This is a genomic window from Megasphaera sp. (assembly GCF_047831605.1).
Lineage (GTDB): Bacteria > Bacillota > Negativicutes > Veillonellales > Megasphaeraceae > Megasphaera > Megasphaera intestinihominis.
In genome coordinates this window covers 1,142,259-1,157,648 of record NZ_CP181255.1, presented here as the reverse complement: position 1 = coordinate 1,157,648, position 15,390 = coordinate 1,142,259, and the positions used below count along the sequence as shown (strand labels likewise).

At 55.8% G+C, this 15,390-nt stretch carries 15 protein-coding genes and 6 tRNA genes; 20 read left to right on the top strand and 1 reads right to left on the bottom strand.

Features of this window, described 5'->3' with window-relative positions; translation table 11 throughout:
• Positions 1–39 precede the first annotated feature (39 nt).
• Positions 40–867, bottom strand: a complete 828-nt coding sequence (locus ACFWUB_RS05585; protein ID WP_292106625.1) for a pyridoxamine kinase — start codon at positions 865–867, stop codon at positions 40–42.
• A 283-nt stretch (positions 868–1,150) separates the two neighbouring features.
• Here ACFWUB_RS05585 and tnpA point away from each other — a divergent pair, with 283 nt between their 5' ends.
• The 20 genes from tnpA to ACFWUB_RS05485 all read left to right on the top strand — a co-directional run bounded on the left by tnpA (position 1,151) and on the right by ACFWUB_RS05485 (position 15,267).
• On the top strand, positions 1,151–1,546 hold the full coding sequence (gene tnpA, locus ACFWUB_RS05580; RefSeq protein WP_020310976.1) for an IS200/IS605 family transposase: 396 nt from the start codon (positions 1,151–1,153) through the stop codon (positions 1,544–1,546).
• Positions 1,547–1,599: 53 nt separating this feature from the next.
• On the top strand, positions 1,600–2,661 hold the full coding sequence (locus tag ACFWUB_RS05575) for an RNA-guided endonuclease TnpB family protein (RefSeq protein WP_416184369.1): 1,062 nt from the start codon (positions 1,600–1,602) through the stop codon (positions 2,659–2,661).
• Between the two features lie 174 nt (positions 2,662–2,835).
• A complete protein-coding gene (locus tag ACFWUB_RS05570; RefSeq protein ID WP_292107312.1) occupies positions 2,836–3,291 on the top strand; it encodes an NUDIX hydrolase in 456 nt (151 codons plus the stop codon).
• 8 nt (positions 3,292–3,299) lie between these two features.
• Positions 3,300–4,769 carry an aminotransferase class I/II-fold pyridoxal phosphate-dependent enzyme gene (locus ACFWUB_RS05565; RefSeq protein WP_416184368.1) on the top strand — a complete coding sequence of 490 codons (1,470 nt, stop codon included), beginning with the start codon at positions 3,300–3,302 and terminating at the stop codon, positions 4,767–4,769.
• Positions 4,759–5,427 carry a dTMP kinase gene (locus ACFWUB_RS05560; protein ID WP_416184367.1) on the top strand — a complete coding sequence of 223 codons (669 nt, stop codon included), beginning with the start codon at positions 4,759–4,761 and terminating at the stop codon, positions 5,425–5,427. The genes ACFWUB_RS05565 and ACFWUB_RS05560 overlap by 11 nt, the downstream gene beginning before the upstream one ends.
• Before the next feature lie 54 nt (positions 5,428–5,481).
• Positions 5,482–6,474 (top strand): ATP-binding protein, encoded by a 993-nt coding sequence (locus ACFWUB_RS05555; RefSeq protein WP_239639658.1) that lies wholly within the window; start codon positions 5,482–5,484, stop codon positions 6,472–6,474.
• The gene (locus ACFWUB_RS05550) at positions 6,471–7,316 is read left to right on the top strand and encodes a PSP1 domain-containing protein (RefSeq protein ID WP_416184366.1); all 846 of its coding nucleotides are present in this window, start codon (positions 6,471–6,473) and stop codon (positions 7,314–7,316) included. Before ACFWUB_RS05555 ends, ACFWUB_RS05550 begins: the two co-directional genes overlap by 4 nt.
• Positions 7,306–8,040, top strand: a complete 735-nt coding sequence (locus tag ACFWUB_RS05545; RefSeq protein WP_020723719.1) for a tRNA1(Val) (adenine(37)-N6)-methyltransferase — start codon at positions 7,306–7,308, stop codon at positions 8,038–8,040. The genes ACFWUB_RS05550 and ACFWUB_RS05545 overlap by 11 nt, the downstream gene beginning before the upstream one ends.
• Before the next feature lie 15 nt (positions 8,041–8,055).
• The gene (gene rsmI, locus ACFWUB_RS05540) at positions 8,056–8,901 is read left to right on the top strand and encodes a 16S rRNA (cytidine(1402)-2'-O)-methyltransferase (protein WP_370856947.1); all 846 of its coding nucleotides are present in this window, start codon (positions 8,056–8,058) and stop codon (positions 8,899–8,901) included.
• A 36-nt stretch (positions 8,902–8,937) separates the two neighbouring features.
• Entirely contained in the window at positions 8,938–10,875 is a 1,938-nt protein-coding gene (gene metG / locus ACFWUB_RS05535) for a methionine--tRNA ligase (protein ID WP_370856946.1), read from the top strand.
• Positions 10,875–11,642, top strand: coding sequence for a TatD family hydrolase (locus ACFWUB_RS05530; protein ID WP_416184365.1), 768 nt, complete (start codon positions 10,875–10,877; stop codon positions 11,640–11,642). The genes metG and ACFWUB_RS05530 overlap by 1 nt, the downstream gene beginning before the upstream one ends.
• Before the next feature lie 196 nt (positions 11,643–11,838).
• On the top strand, positions 11,839–12,111 hold the full coding sequence (locus ACFWUB_RS05525) for a TIGR04076 family protein (RefSeq protein ID WP_292261596.1): 273 nt from the start codon (positions 11,839–11,841) through the stop codon (positions 12,109–12,111).
• Positions 12,112–12,338: 227 nt separating this feature from the next.
• Positions 12,339–12,413: transfer RNA gene (locus tag ACFWUB_RS05520), tRNA-Gly, on the top strand.
• Between the two features lie 5 nt (positions 12,414–12,418).
• A tRNA-Asn gene (locus ACFWUB_RS05515) sits at positions 12,419–12,494 on the top strand.
• Between the two features lie 3 nt (positions 12,495–12,497).
• Positions 12,498–12,572, top strand: a tRNA-Gln gene (locus tag ACFWUB_RS05510).
• A gap of 4 nt (positions 12,573–12,576) precedes the next feature.
• Positions 12,577–12,652 (top strand) — tRNA-Lys (locus ACFWUB_RS05505).
• A gap of 15 nt (positions 12,653–12,667) precedes the next feature.
• Positions 12,668–12,743, top strand: a tRNA-Glu gene (locus ACFWUB_RS05500).
• Positions 12,744–12,746: 3 nt separating this feature from the next.
• Positions 12,747–12,822 (top strand) — tRNA-Val (locus ACFWUB_RS05495).
• 215 nt (positions 12,823–13,037) lie between these two features.
• On the top strand, positions 13,038–14,273 hold the full coding sequence (locus tag ACFWUB_RS05490; RefSeq protein ID WP_020309589.1) for a hexokinase: 1,236 nt from the start codon (positions 13,038–13,040) through the stop codon (positions 14,271–14,273).
• A 205-nt stretch (positions 14,274–14,478) separates the two neighbouring features.
• Positions 14,479–15,267 (top strand): MurR/RpiR family transcriptional regulator, encoded by a 789-nt coding sequence (locus ACFWUB_RS05485; RefSeq protein ID WP_416184364.1) that lies wholly within the window; start codon positions 14,479–14,481, stop codon positions 15,265–15,267.
• Positions 15,268–15,390: the final 123 nt, after the last annotated feature.

Genomic DNA, 15,390 nt, shown 5'->3' with positions numbered 1-15,390 from the left:
GTCAACCTTATATGATTTTATATAAGTTGACAATAAAGCTTAGAACAGCTTTTTCAGGCACGGTTCGACCTGAACGCCTTCGCGGGGATCGCTGCCGGACTGGTAGGTGTAGCCGATGGCGTAGTTCAGGAACTGCGTGGCCTTTTTGACGCTGTCGTGCAGGGACTGGCCCTGGAGCAGGGAACCTGTGAGGACGCTGGTGAAGAGGTCGCCTGTGCCGCAGGTGCTGAAGGGGATGCGGTCGACGGTACATTCGTCGAAAGACGTCGTTTGGGCATCGTAGCTGACGACGGTAATCGTTTCGTTGTCCGTGGGGACACTGGTGATGATGATTTGACGTGGTCCCATGGCGGCCAGCTTTTGGCAGAGTTCGAGCATAGTCTTCATGGATGGCGCGCCCTGGGCATAGGGGATGTCGGCCAGCAGGGCAGCTTCGGTATAATTCGGTGTAATGATGGTCGCTTTGGCGATAAGCTTGCGCATTTCCATGACAATATCGGGCTTGAAGACCGGGTAGAGCTTGCCGTCATCGGCCATGGCCGGATCGACGACGACGAGGGTATCCTTCTTGGCGAAGCGGGCGATGGCGTCGAGGACGATGGCAATCTGGCCGGCGTCGGCGAGGAAGCCGCTGTAAATGGCGTCATACGAATAGCCCAGTTTCTGCCATTTATCCATGAATTCCGTCATGTGCGGCGTAAAATCAGAGAAGGTATAGTCGCCATACGTCAGGTTGTTGCTGAAAATAGCCGTCGGGAAGGGGCAGACCTGGAAGCCCATGGCCGAAATGACCGGGATGGCGGCTGTCAGGGAGCAGCGGCCGAAAGAACACATATCGTGGATTGCGAGGACGCGTTTAGTTGCCATAGAAAAAACCTCCTAAAAGTAAACTGTACTATTATTTTATCCCAAGATATAGACCATGTAAATAAGACAGATTGCGGCGATTCTGTCCTGCCTGCTGATTCTCGCAGGGACATAAATATGGTATAATAAAGTTTAACCTGATTCTGCAAGAAGTTTCCTGCCTCTTTAGGCGGTGAGATGAATTGCAGGTTTTTCTGAGGGTTCGATGCCCTCAGAAAGACAATTTCTTCATAATTTGTTTTGCAGTATAATCAGTAGTAAGAGAGAAAGGACTGATTATACTATGGAATTAGACAGTAATAACCATTCAGTGTTCTTGCTCTATTACCATCTTGTTTTAGTGGTGAAGTACCGACGCAAAGTATTTTCTGACCCAATGAGCCAATATGCAAAAGATATATTCGTCCGCATAGGTTCATCATATAATATCACTTTGGAAGAATGGAACCACGACCAAGACCATGTACATATTATGTTTCGTGCCCATCCTAATACAGAGATATCGAAATTTGTCAACGCTTATAAAAGTGCCAGCTCAAGGCTCATAAAGAGATACTTCCCCGAGGTTAGGTGTAAGCTATGGAAGGACATGTTCTGGTCAAGAAGCTATTGTCTGCTGACAACCGGAGGCGCTCCTATAGAGACAATTCGCAAGTATATAGAAAGTCAAGGCAGGTGATGATAGTGAATAAGGCATACCGTTACAGGCTCTACCCGACAAGGGAACAGAAAATGATGTTTGCCAAGACCTTCGGCTGTGTCCGATTCATCTACAACAAGATGCTGAGTGACCGCCTTGACTATTATAAGGAAACCGGCCAAAAGCTGAATAACACGCCTGCGCAGTACAAGGAAGAATTCCCTTGGTTAAAGGAAGTAGATAGTTTAGCCCTTGCCAATGCCCAAATGAACCTGAATAAGGCCTACAGCCACTTTTGGAATGACAGCCAGCATTTCGGCAAGCCGCGCTTCAAGTCAAAGAAAAATTGTCGTGCTTCGTATTCTACGAACAACCAGAAGGGTTCTGTCCGAATCGAGGGCCATAAGGTGAAACTGCCGAAAGTCGGCTGGGTGAAACTATGCCAGCATCGTCCCTTGCCGGAGAACAGTATCATAAAGACCGTGACCATCAGCAAGACGCCATCCGGAAAGTACTATATCAGTATGCTGGTGGAGTATGAAAACCAAATACTCCCTGTCATACCGAAGACCTTCCTGGGCCTGGATTTTGCGATGCACGGCTTGTATGTGGCTTCCGATGAGGATGAGGCTAAGTATCCCGATTTCCTGCGAAAGGCAGAGAAGAGATTGGCTAAGGCACAGCGGAAGCTATCCCAAAAGCAGAAAGAAAGTCATAACAGAGAAAAACAAAGGCTGCGTGTAGCTATTCTCCATGAGAAAGTGGCCAATCAACGGCAGGATTTCCTGCATAAGAAGGCTCGCTACCTTGCAGACCGCTATGATGTCATTGGCATTGAGGATATTAGCGTCAAAGCGATGGCAAAGCGGAAAAAGGGTGGCAAGTTCAGTTTTGGCAAATCCGTAGCTGACAATGGCTGGAATCTGTTCACGAACATGCTGGAATATAAGTTGGCTTGGCAAGGCAAACAGCTTATCAAGATAGACAAGTGGTATCCCAGCAGCCAACTGTGCCATGTTTGCGGATATCAGAACCACGAAACCAAGGACTTATCTGTAAGGGAATGGGATTGCCCTAAATGTGGCAGTCACCATAATCGCGATAAGAACGCTGCCATAAATATCCGAGAAGAAGCCAGGCGGATATCTGCCTGACGTAATCCATAAAATACCGTGGGTCGCACGGGAATCTACGCCTGTGGAGAGAGTGTAAGCCGCCGCAACTCTTTGGAGTCCGTGGCGCTGTTCTCGTTGAAGCAGGAAGCTCCCGCCTCTATAGGCGGGAGTACGTTCACTGCAATGAATTTGTATAGATGGGAGATTGGGGTTATGGCGCAAGAAGCAAATGTATTGATGGGGTTGAGTGTCAAAGCGATGATTTTTCATGAAGGGAAGCTGCTGCTGTTGCAGAAGAACGATGCCGAAGGGCTGCATCATTGGGAATTCCCTGGCGGCGGCCTGCGCTTTACAGAAGATTTTGAAGCCGGCCTGCGCCGGGAAGTCAGCGAAGAAACGGGCCTTTCCATCACCTTAGAGGCTCCGGCAGGTATCTGGAGTTACCAGAAGAAAGACGGCCAATTCCTGAATGGTGTCATCTTTACGGCCATGACCACGTCCGATAACGTTACATTATCAGAAGAACATCTGGCCTACCGCTGGGTCACGCCGGCCGAACTGCCGTCGTACCGCCTGCACGGCTCTCTGCAGCGCTCGCTGAAGCAGATGAAACAGTTCTCTTATGAAAAGAGCCACGCCTTGCTGCGCGGCTTCCTTTCGGCTATATGAGGTGGCCCATGGATAGAGAAAAGCAGCAAAAGGCGCCTTTCGTCGAAGCACTGGAAGGGTATTGCCAGCAGCACATGAAGGCCTACCATACACCGGGTCATAAACTGGGACAGGGCATTTCTGCCTACCAGGCCAATCTCTTTGGCGACGCCCTGCGGCGGGACCTGGGCGTCATGTATGCTTTGGATGACTTGTTCCAGCCTGAAGGGGCGCTGAAGGGAGCCATGGAACTGGCCGCCGACCTCTATGGCGCCGGGCGGACTTTCTTTTCCATCAACGGCACGACGGCCTGCATCGAAGCCATGATCCTGGCTGTCTGCGGCGATGGCGATGAGCTCATCATCCCCCGCGAAGCCCACAAGAGCGTCATCAACGGCCTGGTCCTGAGCGGCGCCGTTCCGGTCTATATGGAAAGCCGCTTTGATGCGGCCCGTCAGGTATCGCTGGGACCGGACCTGGACAGTCTGAAGCGGGCTGTCGCCGCCCATCCCCAGGCCAAAGCCGTTGTCTTTACCTATCCGACTTACGATGGCATCGCCGGCAACCTGAAGGCTCTGGCGGCCTATGCTCATGAACAGGGGCTGTACGTCCTCGTCGATGAAGCTCATGGGGCCCATCTGGGCTTCCACCGGGACCTGCCTGCCGAAGCTCTGGCCTGCGGTGCCGACTGCGTGGCCCAGAGCACGCATAAGATGGCCGGTTCCCTGACCCAGACATCGATGCTGCACTGCCGCCAGGGCTTTCCCCTGACGGACCGCGTCGCCGCGGCGATGGCTGTCGTCCAGTCGACGAGCCCCCATTACTGGTTCCTGGCCTCCCTGGACAGCGCCCGCCAGCAGCTGGCCCTGGAAGGGCCGGAACTCATCGGTCGGGCCCTGGGACTGGCCCGATTCGTGCGGGACGCTATCAACGCCATTCCCGGCTTGACCGTCTTTGGCCGTGACATCATCGACGGACAGGTCGTCAGCGGCTTCGATGAAACGAAGATTACCATCGACTTTTCCGGCGTCGGTCTCGACGGCGTGACAGCCGAACGGCTCCTGCGCCAGCAGGGCATCGAAGTCGAGCTCGTCGCCGGCAATCACGTCCTGGCCCTGATCACCTTGGGCGATACGGAAGAAACGGCGCAGGCTTTGGTCGATGCCTGCCGGGCTATCGCCGAAGGGCGACGCCTCTGCCAGATCGGCTCAGTGGATGAGCAGGCCCTGCCTGTGCCCCATGTCGTCATGGCGCCGCGTCAGGCCTGGAACTGCCCCGTAGAAGTCGTGCCTTTCCATGAGGCACGCGGCCGCATTGCTGCGGAAAATGTGACCTTTTACCCGCCAGGCATCCCGGTCCTGACCTTAGGCGAAGAAATTACGGCGGCCTGCCAGGACTATATCCGCCGCAAGATGGCTGGCGGCTATAAGCCCAACGGCCCGGCTGACGGGACCTTGGCGACGATACGCGTCTTGAAGGAGGATTTCCATGAAAGGTAGATTATTCATCATCGAAGGTGGTGACGGCAGCGGCAAAGCGACGCAGACCCGCCTGCTGACGGAACACTTGCAGCGCGACGGCTATGACGTGAAGTCCGTCAGCTACCCCGACTATGACAGCGACTCCAGCGCCCTGGTCAAGATGTACCTGCGCGGCGACTTCGGCAGCGATGCTGATGCCGTCAATCCCTATGCGGCGTCGGCCTTCTTCGCCGTCGACCGCTTCGCGTCGTATCAGATGAAGTGGAAAGCCTTCTACGAACAGGGCGGCATCGTCATTGCCGACCGCTATACGACGAGCAACATGCTCTATCAGATGATCAAGATCGACGACCCGGCCCAGCGCCGGGCTTATCTGGCCTGGCTCGAGGACTTTGAATTCCGCAAGATGGGCCTGCCGGCACCGGACAAGGTCTTCCTCCTCGACGTCCCCCTGGCTGTCACGGAGCGGCTCATGGCGGACCGGACGGGCAAGACCGGCGGCCAGACCGGCGATATCCACGAAAAGAATGAAGACTTCCTGGCCAAATGCCACGCCGCTTATGATGAGCTGGCCCAACGCTATCACTGGCAGCGCATTGCCTGCACGGAAGGCGGGGCCATGCGCACGCCTGAAGCCATCCATCAAGACTTATATGGCTGCCTATTTACTTTGTAGGGGATTTTTTCTATAATTAATTGTTAAGGTATTTTATTGGCGTAAGGGGGCGACATGATGGACAGGACACTGTTTGATCCGATTATCGGCCACAGCCGCCTGAAAGAACAGTTCGCCCGCCTCATCGACGAAGACCGCATCCCTCATGCCATGATTTTTGCCGGCCCGGCTGGTATCGGCAAGACCCTGATGGCCATCGCCGTCGCCTCGGCCCTGGTCGGACGCCGTGTCTTTCCCGACCTGGCCAGCCGCGAAGGCGAGGCCGTAGCCGGCGATAAAGACGATGCCTTCTATCTGGCGCCGATGGGGGCCATGCTGAAAGTGGACCAGTTCCGCCAGCTCCAGGGCGAACTGGCCCTGCAGGGCGAAACCGGCCGCCGCCGGGTCTGTATCATCGACCATGTGGAGACGATGAATACAGAATTTGCCAACCGCATGCTGAAGATTTTAGAAGAACCGCCGTCGGGCGTCTGCTTCATCTTGATTACGGACCAGCCCGATTTGCTGCTGCCGACCATCATTTCCCGCTGTGCCCGCTTTACCTTCGACCCCGTCGGCGACGACGAAATGCGCCAGGGACTGCGGCGCCTGCGGGGCGACGGCGGGAATTGGGACGAAGCCATCCTCTGGGGTGGCGGCATCGTCCGGACTGTATTGTCCTATCTCGACGGCCAGGGGACGGATAAGGCCCATTTCGCCCTGGATTTTTTGACGACTACGGCGAAACATGCCTGTCCCTATGCCAAATGGCTGGCCCTGTCCGCGGCGCTGACGGATAGGGAAACGACGGAGATACTCGGCTGGATCAGCCTTTTTCTCCGCGACATGGCCGTCCTGCGCAGCGGTGCCGGCCGGGACTATATACGTTTAAAAGGATATATCCATGAAATGACAGAATTACTGCCGTATTGGACGGATGACGCCGTCTTTGGCCTTTCCCGGGTGCTCGATGAAGGGCTGGAAGCCGTCTCGCGTCACGTCAACGTCCGCCTGGTCTGGGACTATGTATGCCTCCAGGCCATACGGCTTAGAGGAGGAATTCAATGATCGTTGTAGGTGTACGCTTTAAACCTGCCGGAAAGATATATTATTTCGATCCCGCCACTATCGAACTCAAGCTGGATGACGGCGTCATCGTCGAAACGGCGCGGGGCATGGAATTCGGCCATGTCGTCATTGCGCCGCGCAGTGCCGATTCGTCGGAAGTCGTCCAGCCGCTGAAGCCGATCATTCGCAAGGCGACGGCCAAGGACATTCGCCAGGTGGAAAAGAACAAGGAACGGGAAAAGAAAGCTTTCGCCATCTGCCTGGCGAAGATCGCCAAGCACAAACTGCCCATGAAACTCATCGACGTCGACTATACCTTCGACATGGGCAAGATTATCTTCTTCTTTACGGCTGACGGCCGCATCGACTTCCGCGAACTCGTCCGCGACCTGGCGTCGGTCTTCCGCACGCGCATCGAACTGCGCCAGATCGGCCTGCGCGACGAAGCCAAGATGATCGGCGGCATCGGCTGCTGCGGCCGGCCCCTGTGCTGCTCTACGTTCCTGGGCGATTTCAAGCCCGTTTCCATCCGCATGGCCAAGGGCCAGGGCATGTCCCTCAATCCGACCAAGATTTCCGGGATCTGCGGCCGCCTCATGTGCTGCCTGCGCTATGAAAACCAGCTCTATACGTCGGGCGAGCTGAAGTGCTGCAACTGCCAGCAGAAGAGCTGTGAACAGCAGAAGCCGCCGGCTGTGGGCAAACGGGTCATGACCGACGAAGGTGTCGGCACGGTCCTGCGCGTCCACATGAAGGACCATACGGTCAAAGTCCAGCTCGAATCGGGACACAACATCAACGTGCCCTGGTCGGACATAGGGGAAACGGAACATGAACATTGAGTTAGGCCCGCACGAACGGCTGGACGACCTGGTCCTGGACGGCATGAAAGTCATTCAGCGCGATGACCAGTTCTGCTTTTCTCTGGATACGGTCCTTCTGGCCCACTTCGGTGCCGTGCCTCACGGACCGGCTTTGGACCTGGGGACGGGGACGGCGGCTATCCCTCTCATCCTGACGGCCCGCGGTGCCAAGGCGCTGACGGCAGTGGAATTCAATCCCGTCATGGCCGACATTGCCCGCCGTAACGTCGCCCTCAATGGCCGGGACGACCGCATTACCATCGTCGAAGGCGACTACCGCCGCATCCGGGAGTGGGCGGCGAGCGGCGCTTTTGCCGCAGTCTACGCCAACCCGCCGTACCGGGAAAAGAGCCGCGGTGCCTATAGCGACGTCGACGGCATCCGCCGGGCCTGCCATGAAGAGACGGCGACCCTTGGCGACGTCCTCGATGCTGTAAAATACGCCTTGAAATATCACGGCCGCTTCCGCATGGTTCATATTACGGAACGACTGGCCGATATTTTAGAGGCCATGCGCGCCCGAGATATCGAACCGAAAGTATTGCAGATGGTCCACGGCCGGCCTGACAAGAAGGCCAAGCTCTTCCTCGTCGAGGGCATCCGCGGCGGCAGCAAGGGCATGGACGTCCTGCCGCCGCTCATCGTCCACAACCCCGACGGCAGCTACAGCGATGCCGTCCTGCGATTATACGGGAAACGATAACTAGGGAGGAACATGATGCCGGAAATCTTTCAGAAAGGGACGCTGTATCTTTGCCCGACGCCTATCGGCAATCTCGAAGACATTACGTACCGCACGGTCCGCTGTCTCCGCGAAGCCGACCTCATCGCGGCAGAAGATACGCGTCATACGAAACAGCTGCTCCTGGCGTATGATATCGATACGCCGTTGACCAGCTATCATGAACACAATAAAGCTGAAAAAGGGCCGCAGCTCATTGAAAAATTGAAAGACGGCCTGATGATCGCCCTGGTCAGCGATGCCGGCATGCCGGCCATCTGCGACCCGGGCAGCGATATGGTCCGCCTGGCCCTGGAAGCCGATATCCCCATCGTACCCCTGCCCGGCGCCAATGCCGGCCTGACCGGGCTCATTGCCTCCGGTATGGATACGACGCGCTTTACCTTTGTCGGCTTCCTGCCGAAGACCCAGAAACACCGCCTGCCCGTCCTGGAATCGGTGAAAGCCTATGAAGGGACGCTCATCTTTTACGAAGCGCCTCACCGCATCCAGCAGGTCCTGGGCGAAATGTTCGAAGTCCTGGGCGACCGCCGGGCCGTCCTCTGCCGGGAACTGACCAAGCGGTATGAACAGTACCTGCGCGGCAGTCTCAGCCAGCTGCGGGCCGACCTGGCTGAGCAGGGGACGCGCGGTGAATTCGTCATCCTCGTCGAAGGGGCGGCGCCTGCTGCCGAATCCGCTGCCTCAGGCGACGTCGATTACGCGTCCCTGGTCCGGGAACTGATGGAACAGGGCGTCGATAAGAAAGAGGCCATCCGGACCGTCGCCAGACGGTGCGGCGTGCCTAAACGTAGTGTATACCAGGCTGCGCTTAGTTTATAACATCCGGCTCATTTGCCGGTATAGGAGGAAAATCCCATGTCTGAAAAAAGAAAGTATTACATTACAACACCTATTTACTATCCAAGTGCCAAACTTCACATCGGGCACACGTACTGCACGACTATTGCCGACTCGCTGGCACGGTTCCACCGTCTGCGCGGCGACGACGTCTTTTTCCTGACCGGCTCGGATGAACACGGCCAGAAAATCCAGCGTGCAGCCGAAGCAAAAGGCGTCAAACCGATTGAATACGTCGACGAAATCGTCGCCCTCTTCCAGCAGCTCTGGAAAAAACTCAACATTTCCAATGATGACTTCATCCGCACGACAGAAAAACGCCATGAAAAAGTCGTCCAGGCTTTGATGCAGAAGTCCTACGACAACGGCGATATCTATAAAGGTGAATACAAAGGCTGGTACTGTACGCCGTGCGAAACGTTCTGGCCGGAAAACAAGCTGCCCGAAGGCAAACACGTCTGCCCGGACTGCGGCCGTCCGCTGGAACTCGTTTCGGAAGAAGCGTACTTCCTGAAGATGAACAAATACGCCGACCGCTGGCTGAAATTCATCGACGAAAACCCGGACTTCATCCAGCCGGAATCGCGGCGCAACGAAATGATTTCCTTCGTCAAGAGCGGCCTGGAAGACCTCTGCGTTTCCCGTACGTCCTTCGACTGGGGCATCAAGGTCCCCTGGGACCCGAAACACGTCGTCTACGTCTGGTTCGACGCCCTGGTCAACTACGTCACGGCTGCCGGCTATCTCGATGACCCGGAAAAATTCAAGAAATTCTGGCCCGCTGACCTGCATCTGGTCGGCAAGGAAATCGTCCGCTTCCACAGCATCATCTGGCCAATCATGCTCATGAGCTGCGGCCTGCCGCTGCCGAAGAAAGTCTTCGGTCATGGCTGGCTCATCGTTGACGGCACGAAGATGAGTAAATCTTTGGGTAACGTCGTCGACCCGATCCCCCTCATCGACCGCTACGGCGCCGATGCGCTCCGTTACTACCTCCTGAAGGAAATCCGCCTCGGCCAGGACGGCAACTTCTCCCTGCCGTCGTTCATCAACCGCATCAACTCCGATTTGGCCAACGACTTGGGCAACCTCTTGCAGCGTACCCTGGCTATGGTCGAAAAATACGAAGGCGGCGTCGCTGCCGGCCCGACGGTCAAAGAACCGGTCGACGACGATTTGGCAACGTGCGCTGTGGAAACGGCAAAACGTTTTGAAACCTACATGGACGACATGAAGATCAACGATGCCATCAACAACGTCTGGGCCCTCATCCGCCGCAGCAATAAATACATCGACGAAACGACGCCGTGGGTCCTGGCCAAAGACGATGCCAAAGCCCAGCGCCTGCAGACGGTCTTGTACAATCTCCTCGAAGCCCAGCGCATCATCGCTACCCTGGTCAGCCCCTTCATCCCGGCCAGCGCAGCGGAAATGTGGAAACAGCTCGGCTTAGGTGACTTTGCCGAAGCCAACCTGCCGGCTGCCCAGGAATGGGGCCGTTATCCGGCTGATACGAAGGTCTGCAAAGGCCATGCCCTCTTCCCGCGCTACGATTTGAAGGAAGAAGTCGCCGAAGCGGAAGAAGAAAAGAAAGCCGCTCAGGCCTGCCCGGCTGCCCAGGAACCGACGAAGCCGGAAATCACTATCGACGATTTCAGCAAGATCGACCTCCGCGTCGGCAAAATCGTAGCCTGTGAAAAAGTACCTAAAGCCAAGAAACTGTTGAAACTGCAAGTCGACCTCGGTACGGAAACGCGCCAGATCGTCAGCGGTATTTCCCTGTACTATAAACCGGAAGACCTCATCGGCCACTGCGTCATCGTCGTCACCAACCTGAAACCGGTCAAGCTCTGCGGTGTTGAATCGAAAGGCATGCTCCTGGCTGCTTCCGATGGCAACGATAACCTGCAGGTCGCTTTCGTCGACGGCATGGCACCGGGAAGCCGGGTCCGCTGATGCTCTTCGATACCCATTGCCACGTCAATGACGGCGCTTACGCTGAAGACCGTCCGGCCGTATTCGACCGGGCGGCCGCAGCCGGCGTAGGCCTCATGATCTGCCCGGCGACGGATATGGAAACGTCAGCCCAGTGCATCGCCATGGCCAGGGAACACGACGGTCTTTATGCCGCCGTCGGCATCCATCCCGAAGAAGCGGCCAAGGCCCAGGACGGCGATGTCGACAAGCTGCGCCAATGGATACAGTCGGAAGAGAAAGGCGTCGCCGTCGGCGAAGTCGGCCTGGATTATCACTGGCCTGAACCGGCCCGGGATGTCCAGCAGGCCGTCTTCATCGACATGGTCAAACTGGCTGTGGAACTCGACGTACCCATCATCATCCATGACCGCGAAGCCCACGGCGACACGCTGGACATCCTGCGCCAGTACGGCAAGGGCATCCGCGGCGTCTTCCACTGCTATTCAGGCAGTCTGGAAATGACGGACGAACTGCTGCGCATGGGCTTCTATTTCGGCTTTGACGGGCCCTTGACCTATCCCAATTCCAAACGGGCCAAACGCGTCGCGTCCCATTTGCCGTTAGACCGCATGCTCATCGAAACGGACTGCCCGTACTTGACGCCCCAGGCCCACCGCGGCCAGCGCAATGAACCGGCCTATGTCCACTACGTCGCCGAAGAAATCGCCGCCCTGCGGGGCATAGACGCCGCCGAAGTGGCCCGGGCGACCACAGAAAACGCCAAGCGGCTGTTTGCGATTCCGTAACCTGCAATCTTGTAGGGGCTTGCACATGGCAAGCCCGCTCCGGAATATGAGCGATTTTCCAGCTTGGAGAGAGCGTCACCCAATGCCCAACGGGTCGCCCACGTGGCGACCCCTACAGTGTGAAACAGAGTTGCCGCACGAAAGCCGATAGCTTAATGCGATAATTTCTGCTTACTTATCCACAAAGGAGAACACCATGTCACGAGGAAAACGTCCCGCTATCCAGCTTACGATTACGGGGAAACTGGGGACTATGGGCTGCCATCGCGGCCATCACATCGGGGAAACCTTTGATTACGATACGGACCGGGGAAAAATCTGTCCCATGGCCCTGCACTGTGCCTTTCCCTATGTCGATATCCTGCGCTATGGCGGCCAGCTTCCGGGACAGCCGGAAGGAGAAGCCGAATTCTGCTGTTCCGACGCCGACGTAGCCCTGGTCTTCAAGGCGAAAGTGATTAAGGATTAGCAGTTAGGGGCTAGGGGCTAGCAGTCAGCTGTCAGTAGCTAGCGGGTCCGCCACGTGCGGAAAATCCTTTAAATTTAAAACCAGCCGCTAACCCCTAACCACTAGCCACTCAAAAAGGCGCTGTCTTCATGGGACAGCGCCTTTTTTATTTTTTTTCAAAAAATCCCTTGACAGAATCCTTCTGATTTGGTATTATAATCAAGTCTTCTGAAACAGACAACACACATGCGGAAGTAGCTCAGTGGTAGAGCATCACCTTGCCAAGGTGGGGGTCGCGAGTTCGAGTCTCGTTTTCCGCTCCATTTATTCCTCAATAGCTCAGTTGGTAGAGCAATCGGCTGTTAACCGATTTGTCGTAGGTTCGAGTCCTACTTGAGGAGCCATACAGGGGTGTCGCCAAGCGGTAAGGCAACGGACTCTGACTCCGTCATCCGTAGGTTCGAATCCTACTACCCCTGCCATTATGATTCACTAGCTCAGTTGGCAGAGCACCTGACTTTTAATCAGGGTGTCCCGAGTTCGAATCTCGGGTGGATCACCACATTCCACATTATGTGGCCCCTTGGTCAAGCGGTCTAAGACATCGCCCTTTCACGGCGAGAACATGGGTTCAAATCCCGTAGGGGTCACCACTTGGGCGATTAGCTCAGCTGGGAGAGCGCCTGCCTTACAAGCAGGATGTCAGCAGTTCGATCCTGTTATCGCCCACCAAACTCTATTCAAGGAACTGGACATGAAGGTCTTCACCTTCGTGCACGGTTCCTTTTTATTTTTACGCGCAGCGCCTGTACCAATATCCATATTTTGTACTACCGTCCATTGTCGTGTTACGGAACCGAAAGGCCATAAAAGAGTTGTCTTTATGGCCTTTTTTCATTATCATGAGAATATAGATGTTTTTGCGTACAGACAGGAGGCCGACAATCATGGCAGATACGATAAAAAATTGGGAAAAAATGAGACAGGCATTGCAGTTATCCGGCGCAGAGCTGCGGGAACTGGCACAGCACTTCCGGAAGAGTGCCGAAGACGCTCTGGAAGGGAAGGAGAGCTCCCTTTCGGCGCTGCGCACCTATCTGGGCTTGCCGACGGGACGGGAAACGGGGACCTTCCTGGCCCTGGATTTCGGCGGCACGAACGTCCGGGCTTCGCGCATCCGCCTCATGGGCGAACAGGGCTTTGCCGTAGAAAGCAAGGTGGCCAAACCCTTGAAATGCGCTGACTACGACTACACGGCTTCGTCGAAGACGGCAGACGAACTTTTCGACTTCATCGCCGCCATCGTCAAGGAAGCGGCTGACGGCAATCACGACTATAAACTGGGCTTTACCTTTTCCTTTGCCGTCGACCAGACGTCGGCCAAGGATGCCAGCCTCATCGCCTGGTCCAAGGAAATCGCCGTTCCCGGCGTGGCCGGCCAGTCCATCAATGGCCTGCTGAAAGAGGCCCTCGTCCGGGCCGGCCTGGACCGCATCGAACCGGTGGCCCTGCTCAACGATACGACGGCGACCCTCCTTTCTTCGGTCTATCAGCACAACCCGTCGCGCATCGGCATCGTCTGTGGCACGGGCTTTAACATGTGCTATTATGAACCGGCCCTGCAGATGATCGTCAACCTGGAAGCGGCCGGCTTCGACGGCGGCCCGGCTACGGTCTGGGACCGCCTCGTCGATGAAGCGTCTCAGCTGCCTGGCGACCATCCCTTTGAAAAGATGATCGGCGGCCGCTATTTGAGCGAAGTCTGCCGCGTCGTCTTTGGCGAATACCTCAAACGGGACATCCCGTATTTTACGACGCGCGACATGAACGAACTCATTTCCGGCCAGCAGACGGCAGAAGAACTGCTCGGTTTCGCCGTCAGCGAAGAAGAGCAAGAAGGCCTCTGTGCCCTGGTCCGGGCCGTCTTTGCCCGGGCAGCCCAGCTCATCGGGGCGGCCAGCTTCGGCCTTCTCAGTCACTTGGCAGAGGATAAGGGCTTTACGGAACAGTCCATCGCCATCGAAGGCAGCCTGGTCGAAAAGATCAAAGGCGTTCCGTCGCTCATCGAAGATGCCATCTGCGTCTTCTGCATGGCTCCGACCGAAAATACGCGCATCCACGTCATCCCCAACAGCAACGGCGCCTCCGTCGGCGCTGCCATCGCTGCGGCACTTTGTAGATAATAGTCAGCCAGCGGAAGTGCTATTCTATACAGACAGCTTCTTATGGAGTTTTGAGTTTGTAGTTTGTAGTAAAATGGCAGCCTTTTTCTGTGCGGCACAGCGCCCACCAGCTTGACGTCCGTCCCTGGATTCCTTATAATGAAACTATGACCCGGCCCCTGCGGATTTTTCCGCCGGGGCCTGTTTCGTGAAGGGGGAACCAGCCATGCAACTTGCCGAACTCATCAACGCCCATCGCCAGAAACTCAACAATACGGATATGGGAATCTGGAAGTACATTTTGCAGCACCGCGCTGCCGTCCGCCACAGCTCGATCCATGAACTGGCCAAGGCCTGTCACGTCTCGACGACGACGATTGTCCGCTTTGCCCAGAAATTAGGCCTCGACGGCTTCGGTGAATTCAAGATGCTCCTCAAGCGGGAAGAACCGGAAATTTCCTGCTATGATACGAATGTCATGGACGAACTCCAGCGCTTCTATGAACAGACCGTGGACAAGCTGTGCAGCCGTAACTTCGATAGCGCCAGCGCCCTCGTCCATGAAGCCAACCGGATTTTCACCTATGCGTCGGGCTACGTCCAGAATAACGTCGTCCAGGAGCTGAAGCGTCTTTTTTTCTACGATAACGTCATGCTCTACGACGTACCGGCACGGGAAGAGTTCCGCAACCTCATCCGGACCATGACCAAAGACGACTTATTCATCATCGTCTCCTTTTCCGGCGAATCGCCAGCTGTCAAGGAATTGGCCCAGGCTTTGAAGATGCGGGATATCCCTTTTATTTCCATTACCCGCCTGCACGACAATACCCTGGCGTCGCTGTCGACGGTCAATTTTTACGTCTCGCCGGCCCGCTTCCAGCTCTATGACAAGGAAGACGACCACGTCGCCTTTCAGTCCATGATGCCTTATTTTGTCCTGGCTGAGATATGGTATGTGAAATATTGTATGTATCTGCACCATTTGAAACAAGAACAAGAGGCTTCCCGATAGGCTGTACCAAAGTACAGGAAATGTACCAGGTTACAGGCCGGGGGCCGTGTGCCAGAACGCCGCGAATCTATTGTATTCGCGGCGTTTTTTTTATATCCTGTTACTAAAGAAAACTTATGTACT